This is a genomic window from Amycolatopsis sp. PS_44_ISF1 (assembly GCF_032335455.1).
Taxonomy (GTDB): Bacteria; Actinomycetota; Actinomycetes; order Mycobacteriales; family Pseudonocardiaceae; genus Amycolatopsis.
This window is the reverse complement of sequence record NZ_JANUXO010000004.1, coordinates 776,903-782,902: the sequence shown is the minus strand read 5'-3', so window position 1 is coordinate 782,902 and position 6,000 is coordinate 776,903. Positions and strand designations below refer to the sequence as shown.

Annotated in this window: 14 protein-coding genes; all 14 read right to left on the bottom strand. The window is 69.9% G+C overall.

The window, feature by feature from the left end:
* Positions 1–34 precede the first annotated feature (34 nt).
* Positions 35–1,066, bottom strand: a complete 1,032-nt coding sequence (locus NYF13_RS33590) for a DNA cytosine methyltransferase (protein ID WP_315661954.1) — start codon at positions 1,064–1,066, stop codon at positions 35–37.
* Between the two features lie 315 nt (positions 1,067–1,381).
* Positions 1,382–1,588 (bottom strand): hypothetical protein, encoded by a 207-nt coding sequence (locus tag NYF13_RS33585; protein WP_315661953.1) that lies wholly within the window; start codon positions 1,586–1,588, stop codon positions 1,382–1,384.
* A complete protein-coding gene (locus tag NYF13_RS33580; RefSeq protein WP_315661952.1) occupies positions 1,585–1,749 on the bottom strand; it encodes a hypothetical protein in 165 nt (54 codons plus the stop codon). The genes NYF13_RS33585 and NYF13_RS33580 overlap by 4 nt, the downstream gene beginning before the upstream one ends.
* Positions 1,746–2,162: a hypothetical protein gene (locus NYF13_RS33575; protein WP_315661951.1), complete on the bottom strand. Its 417-nt coding sequence runs from the start codon at positions 2,160–2,162 to the stop codon at positions 1,746–1,748. The genes NYF13_RS33580 and NYF13_RS33575 overlap by 4 nt, the downstream gene beginning before the upstream one ends.
* Positions 2,159–2,554 (bottom strand): hypothetical protein, encoded by a 396-nt coding sequence (locus NYF13_RS33570; RefSeq protein WP_315661950.1) that lies wholly within the window; start codon positions 2,552–2,554, stop codon positions 2,159–2,161. Before NYF13_RS33570 ends, NYF13_RS33575 begins: the two co-directional genes overlap by 4 nt.
* Entirely contained in the window at positions 2,551–2,847 is a 297-nt protein-coding gene (locus NYF13_RS33565) for a hypothetical protein (protein WP_315661949.1), read from the bottom strand. The genes NYF13_RS33570 and NYF13_RS33565 overlap by 4 nt, the downstream gene beginning before the upstream one ends.
* Positions 2,844–3,332 carry a hypothetical protein gene (locus NYF13_RS33560; RefSeq protein WP_315661948.1) on the bottom strand — a complete coding sequence of 163 codons (489 nt, stop codon included), beginning with the start codon at positions 3,330–3,332 and terminating at the stop codon, positions 2,844–2,846. Before NYF13_RS33560 ends, NYF13_RS33565 begins: the two co-directional genes overlap by 4 nt.
* Positions 3,329–3,526, bottom strand: a complete 198-nt coding sequence (locus NYF13_RS33555; protein WP_315661947.1) for a hypothetical protein — start codon at positions 3,524–3,526, stop codon at positions 3,329–3,331. Before NYF13_RS33555 ends, NYF13_RS33560 begins: the two co-directional genes overlap by 4 nt.
* Positions 3,523–3,756: a hypothetical protein gene (locus NYF13_RS33550; RefSeq protein WP_315661946.1), complete on the bottom strand. Its 234-nt coding sequence runs from the start codon at positions 3,754–3,756 to the stop codon at positions 3,523–3,525. Before NYF13_RS33550 ends, NYF13_RS33555 begins: the two co-directional genes overlap by 4 nt.
* A complete protein-coding gene (locus tag NYF13_RS33545) occupies positions 3,753–3,908 on the bottom strand; it encodes a hypothetical protein (RefSeq protein ID WP_315661945.1) in 156 nt (51 codons plus the stop codon). The genes NYF13_RS33550 and NYF13_RS33545 overlap by 4 nt, the downstream gene beginning before the upstream one ends.
* Entirely contained in the window at positions 3,905–4,552 is a 648-nt protein-coding gene (locus NYF13_RS33540) for a metallophosphoesterase family protein (RefSeq protein ID WP_315661944.1), read from the bottom strand. Before NYF13_RS33540 ends, NYF13_RS33545 begins: the two co-directional genes overlap by 4 nt.
* Before the next feature lie 87 nt (positions 4,553–4,639).
* Positions 4,640–4,834 (bottom strand): hypothetical protein, encoded by a 195-nt coding sequence (locus tag NYF13_RS33535; RefSeq protein ID WP_315661943.1) that lies wholly within the window; start codon positions 4,832–4,834, stop codon positions 4,640–4,642.
* Positions 4,835–4,899: 65 nt separating this feature from the next.
* Positions 4,900–5,109, bottom strand: a complete 210-nt coding sequence (locus NYF13_RS33530; protein WP_315661942.1) for a hypothetical protein — start codon at positions 5,107–5,109, stop codon at positions 4,900–4,902.
* 70 nt (positions 5,110–5,179) lie between these two features.
* Positions 5,180–5,815, bottom strand: coding sequence for a hypothetical protein (locus tag NYF13_RS33525; protein ID WP_315661941.1), 636 nt, complete (start codon positions 5,813–5,815; stop codon positions 5,180–5,182).
* Positions 5,816–6,000 lie beyond the last annotated feature (185 nt).

Below are 6,000 nucleotides of genomic sequence, written 5' to 3'. Positions count from 1 at the left end.
TCCTCGGGAGGTCTGCGAGACTTTCCCGGCCTGCTCACGTCGTCACCTGGGCCAGGATGGCGCGGGCCAGGACCGGCGGGACGGCGTTGCCGATCTGCTGGAACGCCTTGGTCCGGACGCCCTGCCACGGGTGGTCCGCCGGGAAGGTCTGGAGCGCGGCGGCCTCCTCGACCGTGACGCGGACCGGCTCCGAGCCGACTCCGCCGTCCTGGGGCCAGCGGAGCCAGCTCCGGGCCTTCTCGGTGACGGTGAAGCTCGGCTGGTCGGCGCCGCGGAGGTCGCGGGCGCGGTACTCGGTGCCGTTGATCGTGACGGCCCTGCCGCCCGGGTCGACGAGCCGCGGGAAGCCGACGAGCCCGGCCGGCCAGCCGAGCGCGTCGGCCATCGAGACCCAGGGCAGGAGGTGCGGGTCGCCGCCGTCCCGGGGGACGCCCTTGACGAGGGGGCGGTGGGTCGGCGCCGGGAGCGCGGCCGTGCCGGAGCGCTTCGCTACGAGGATTGCGCGGGAGCGGGTCTGGGGGACGCCGAACTCCTCGGCGGAGAGGAGCCCGGTGTCCACGGAGTAGCCCTCGCGGCGGAGCACTTCGGCGACGGCCTCCCAGACCGGGAGAACGGTGGCGACCTGTTCGAACGCGGCCCACTGGGCCGGGGCGCCGAGGTCGAGGAGCGCGAGGAGCCACCGGAGCGGTTCCAGCACGAGGGCGGTCCGGTCGTCGGTGAAGGCCGACGTGTCAACGGTCTGGCGGACTTCGAGGCTTTTGATGCCGATGAGGACGAGGTCGAGGGCCCTCCGCCCGGCGCCCTTCCCGGCGGGCGAGAAAGTCTGGCACGGGGGCGAGGCGATGAAGCCGGGCACGCCAAGGAACTCGGCCGGGTCGAAGTCGCGGACGTCGCCTTCGTAGGTAGGGAGTCCAGCGGCGCGGCGGGTCGCGCACGCGGAGGCGTCCTTCTCGATGCCGCGGACGCGGAGGCCGAGGTCTCGCGCGGCGACGTCCCAGCCGCCCGGCCCGGCGAAGAGGTCGGTGGCGTCGTAGTCGGCGGTCGGGTTGGCCCGCAGTGTCTCCATAAAGTGGAGGTCTGCGAGTTAGGGCACCGCCGGCCGGCGAATTTGTTGTGGTGCAACGAAAGTGGAGGCGTGTAAACGCGTCGATAGTGGGCGCGGCGGGGCGTCGTTCAAAACCCCACTCTCGGTGGGGTTTTCCTCCTCTCTGTCATTAACGTCATAGAGATCTCCGATGTATGAGGGTTAATAGGGCAAGAGGGCCAAAACCTCACTCCCAGTGGGGTTTTAAACGCCTCAGCCGCGCTCAGGCGTACTTCCCGCGTCCGAAAGGACTTTGGGGATGGCGGCCCCGCCCAGGAAGTGAGCGGGGCCGCCGGTTCAGTCGCCGATCTGGGCGTGCCAGGCGTCGTGATACGCGGCGCGATCGGCGCCGACGATGGCTCCGCATCGGAGGCACGACGTCAGTGGGAAGTCGTCGGGAACATCGATGAACTCCACCGGGGCCCGGGTCGGAGCGTCCGGGTGCTGGCCGGGTGCCTCACCACGGCGGCGGGCGGCGACGAGTTCGTCATGGAAGCGGCTCACCGGAGGGCCTTCCCGATGAGGTTGCCGATGTTCCAGGCCACTTCGTAGCCCGCGCGGTCGCCGACGATGTCCGGGTGGCGGTTGCGGAACTCCTCCACGCTCCGGTCGTCGTCGCCGGCCATGCGCTCTTCGAGCTTGTCGAGGAGTTCCCGGGCGTTCATCGGGAGCCTCCCTCAGCCGCCGCCAGGAGCGAGCGGAGGTCGGAGACGAGGAGCCGCGCGGCGTCGCCGTCGAGGCCGAACGACTGGATCAGCTCCGGGTTGGTGTTTGCGCCGCTCTTGATGCGCCGGTCCAGCTCGGCGAGGTAGGTCCGGACCCGCGCGGCGGCGGTGCCGGCCGCGGTGCGCCGGGCGACCAGCTCCTCCGCGTCGGCGTCGAGCACCACGTTGCCGTCGGGACCGTAGACGTACTGGACCTCCATTTCGCCATCGGGCTCGAAGGAGTCGTTGCACTGGTGGCAGGGCCGGAAGTTGGTGAGGGCCGTGGCCTTTGCGATGGCCTCCTCCACCGAGTCAGCCTCAACGTCGATGACGCTGCTCATGCCGTGCACGAAGTAGACGCTCATCTTGCTCACGGGCGGCTCCCTTCGTTCTCGGCCTTCTCCTTGTCGCAGTGGCACCCGGGGCATGAGTCGGTGAGGGCGTAGTCGTGCGGGCAGAGCGTGCGCGAGGCGATTTCGCGGCCGGGGCCGGAGATCCAGTACTCCGGCGCGGCGGCTACATCGGCGACCGTCGGGACCTGAACCGGCGGCATCTCCAGCGCGAGCGTGAGCGGGCTCCGGCTGGAGCGGCGGGCGACCGTGTAGCCGGTGGCCAGCCCCTTGCCGCCGAGCCGAATTCCGCCGGGGCCGTCGTCGAGGGTGAAGCCGAAGCGGCTCTCCAGCTCGGCCAGGGCCTCGACGAACGCGGCAACCTTACGAACCTCGGTGGGGTCGACGAACTTGATGGGCACGGACGGCGCGGTCATTGGGCGTTCTCCTCCATGAGGTCGTGTAAACGAGTTGCGGTCGCTGCGCGCTCTGAGGGCGGCAGGACGTAGACAGCGACCGGCGCGAAGCGCGAGTCCTCGTCAAGCTGGAACGCCTCCGGGTGGCGCCTCGCGACGTCGAGCAAGTGGGCCTCGGCGGCCCGCTCGGCGTCGGCGCGGGTGTCAAGCCCATAGTCCGCTGTCTCGCAGCGGCATTCCCAGTCGAAGAGCGGCTCTCCGGTCTCGATGTTCCGGCTTCCCGGCCGGGGGGTGACCGTGGTCGTGTGGATCATGAGTCTGTCCACTTCTGGCCGTTGCGGAGGCCGTCGAGCCACTTACGGATGGCGGAGCGGGTATGGCTCTGCCACAGCGCGATACCGAAGCCGCGCGCGGCGAGGTCGTCGAGGGCCTCCTGGGCGAAGTCCTTGCGCCCCTGCTCGTAGACGGCCGTGACGGCGGCCCGGAACGCGTGCTTGCCGTTCCGGTGCGGCCACGCCATCACCACGCGGCGGACGCCCGGAACCTCCTCGACCTCGACCCGCTCGGCCTCGGCGACCTGAGCGGGTGAGAGGCAGAGGTTGTAGCCGCCGACCGGGTAGGAGGTGCGGACTTCGGGAGCCGCGAAGTCGGCATATCCGGCAACCGTGGCGTTCCACCAGCCGCCCGCCGTCAGCTCGAACGGCACGGCGACGAGCCCGGTGGAGAGGAGCAGGATGTGGCCCTTCACGTCGCGGAAGGGTGCCGGCCGGGCCATGCCCGGGAGCGGCGCTTCGATCACAGCGGGTCCCTTCGGTTGACGAGCGTGCGGAGGGCGTCGGCGCACGGGGCGCACATCCATAGGCGGAGGTCGCGATGACCGCCGACGACCGGCTCCCCGGTCTGCATGAGCACGAAGCGGCCCTCCCCGGGGCGGTTCCGACACGCGGAGTTCGCGCAGTAGTTCGGCATTTCGACGGCGGCGAGCATGGTCACTGCGGGCTCCGGCCGAGGTCGTTGATCCAGGTGGAGACGTGCTTCTCGACGGCGACCAGCGCGGCGCGGAGCGCGTGCGGCTCATCGGCGGCCATCGCAGCGAAGACGCGGGCCAGGAGGTGGTCGGCCAGCGTGTCGACGCCCTTCGCGGCGCGCTCGTCGGTGATGCGCTGGGCCTCGGCAGCGGGCGCGGCCCACGTGGGGCCGGTGCCGTAGAGCTTCGCGGTCACAGGACGACTTCCCAGTCCTCGAATGGGATTATGGCCTCGCCGTGGTGGCTCTCGATCCAGCTCTCCACGGCGCCCTCGTCGTCCGGGTCGACGTCCTCCGGGAGTTCGACGTACTGGGGCTCCGGCCGGGGGAAGTCGATGCGGATCTTCACTCGGCCACCTCCGCCGCGAGCTTCTCGCCGTTGCGGCGGCCGGCCGCGAAGAGCGCGTCGAGCCGGGCCGTCGACTGGCGCCGGTTCTCGGCCGCCTCCAGGAGGTCGGCGATGGTCTCCAGGGCGACCGGCTTGAGCGCCCAGGCGTCGAGTCCCACATGGATCTCGCGCTCCCCGTAGGTCAGGGTCTCCGGGCCGTGCGTGTGGCCGTGGAGGAGCCAGAGGCCCTCGTCCCGGAGGCGCCACTGTTGGTGACGCGCCGGGCCGCGGTCGCGCCGGTACGGGAAGTGCGAGAGGACGACCTCCCGGCCGTTGATCCGGCGCCGGGCGGCGCTCGCCGCGCTGGCGAAGACCTCCAGGTACGTCCGGAGGTGGCGGTGGGCGTCGCGGTTCATCGGGTGCGCCGTGTCGTGGTTGCCGAAGATGAGGTGCTTCTCGCCGGGCAGGTCGGCCAGGACTTCCAAGGCGCGTGTTGGTGAGCTGGCGGCGATGTCGCCGAGTACCCAGACCTGGTCGGCGGGCTTCACGACGGCCCGCCAGCTCGCGGCCAGGTGCTCGTCGTGCTCGTGGGCAGAGGAGAAGCCGCGGATCTCGGCGACGCGCCGGTGCCCGATGTGGAGATCGGAGGTGAAGTGAACGGTCATGCTGGGGACTTCTGCGCGTCGGGGAAAGTCTGCTCACGGCTTCACGAACAAGCCCCGCCCTCCGCGAGGAGGACGGGGCCTGGGCAGTCAGCGGCGGGGCTCGAGGAAGGAGGTGGGTTCCGGCGCCGCGCCGAGCTGGTCCACCCAGAGACGGAGGCGGCGGCCTTCGTCCCACTGGACCGTGACCTTGTCGCACCAGAGGTCGCCCTCGACGATGGTTCCGGTGATGTCGGGGTAACCGGCGAGGTAGACGCGGGTGGGTTCGAGGGTCGGGGCGGTCATCGTGATCTCTGTTCTCGGTGGTGCGGTGTTGGCACGTTTAAACGAAGCCCCCGCCGAAGATGTGCTCATCGGGTCTGCCGTTTCGGGTCGACGAATCCGGCGCGGCGGAGCGCGGCGAGCCCGTTCTGTCGGCCGCGGTATTCCGACGGAGTGGAGCCGATGATGGTTACGAACTTGCCGCCTTTCCGGATCATGTAGTGGAGGCTCCGGGTGCGCTTGACGTCGAAGCCCTGGGTCTTCAGTTGGCGCAGAAGGACGTTTGTCGCCTTGTCCATGTCGATCTCCTGGGGTGCGGGTCGCCCCGCCTCGAAGGGCGGGGCGACCGAGGAACTCTCGGTGGTGAGGTCAGCCGTTGATCAGCTCGGCGCCGCACGGGCAGGAGGGGTAGCCGACGGCGAGCCATTTAGCCGTCGTGCGGACCGTGTAGCCGTCCTCGGGGCACACGAGCTTGAGCATCCGCGTGCCCTGGGCCGACGGGCCGGAAGAGACCTTCGGCTTCGGGGCGGGCTCCTCGCCGGGCTTCGGGGCCGGAGCGTGATCGAAGGCGGTGAACTTGCCGTGCGGGTAGTCGCCCAGGGTCTCCGCGAGGGTGATCATCTCCGCGGCCAGCTCGACCGACGCGACCGTGGCGGTCATCTTGCCCGTGAGGCCGAGCCGGGTGGCAGCCTCGGCAAAGGGGCCTTTGTGGCCGCTCTTGCAGTTGTCCGCGGCGTGGATCAGCTCGTGGATCAGGACGTCCAGGATGCGCGCGGTGTCGTCGAGGACGGGGGAGATGAAGATGTGGTTGGCCTTGTCGGCGCTGGCCTCGGTGGCCCAGCAGACGGCGAGAATGAACTTGTTCTCGGCGCGAGCGGCACCGCCGAAGCCGACGGAGACGTGGATCTTCTCCGGGAGCGGCATACCGACCTCTTCAAAGCGGGGGCGGAGAGCCTCGATGGCCTTGTGGAGCCACATTTCGCGGGTCTGGGTGGGAGCGGTCATCGGGTGCCTCCGGGGTGTTCCTGGTGGCCCTGGGTGGGCCGGACAAGAGGAACACTACCGAGAATTCTCGGTGGGAGGGAAGACTTTAAACCGGTGGTCTACGTCACATCCACAGAGAAGTCTCGGTGGCTTAGGGTGTGTAAACGAAACCGGCCCCGCCTCCACGTGGGAGACGGGGCCGGGTG

Coding starts and splice junctions, on each gene's coding strand:
- NYF13_RS33590 (WP_315661954.1), bottom strand. CDS start 1,066: ATGGAGACACTGCGGGCCAACCCGACCGCCGACTACGACGCCACCGAC.
- NYF13_RS33580 (WP_315661952.1), bottom strand. CDS start 1,749: ATGAACGCCCGGGAACTCCTCGACAAGCTCGAAGAGCGCATGGCCGGC.
- NYF13_RS33570 (WP_315661950.1), bottom strand. CDS start 2,554: ATGACCGCGCCGTCCGTGCCCATCAAGTTCGTCGACCCCACCGAGGTT.
- NYF13_RS33565 (WP_315661949.1), bottom strand. CDS start 2,847: ATGATCCACACGACCACGGTCACCCCCCGGCCGGGAAGCCGGAACATC.
- NYF13_RS33540 (WP_315661944.1), bottom strand. CDS start 4,552: ATGACCGTTCACTTCACCTCCGATCTCCACATCGGGCACCGGCGCGTC.
- NYF13_RS33535 (WP_315661943.1), bottom strand. CDS start 4,834: ATGACCGCCCCGACCCTCGAACCCACCCGCGTCTACCTCGCCGGTTAC.
- NYF13_RS33530 (WP_315661942.1), bottom strand. CDS start 5,109: ATGGACAAGGCGACAAACGTCCTTCTGCGCCAACTGAAGACCCAGGGC.
- NYF13_RS33525 (WP_315661941.1), bottom strand. CDS start 5,815: ATGACCGCTCCCACCCAGACCCGCGAAATGTGGCTCCACAAGGCCATC.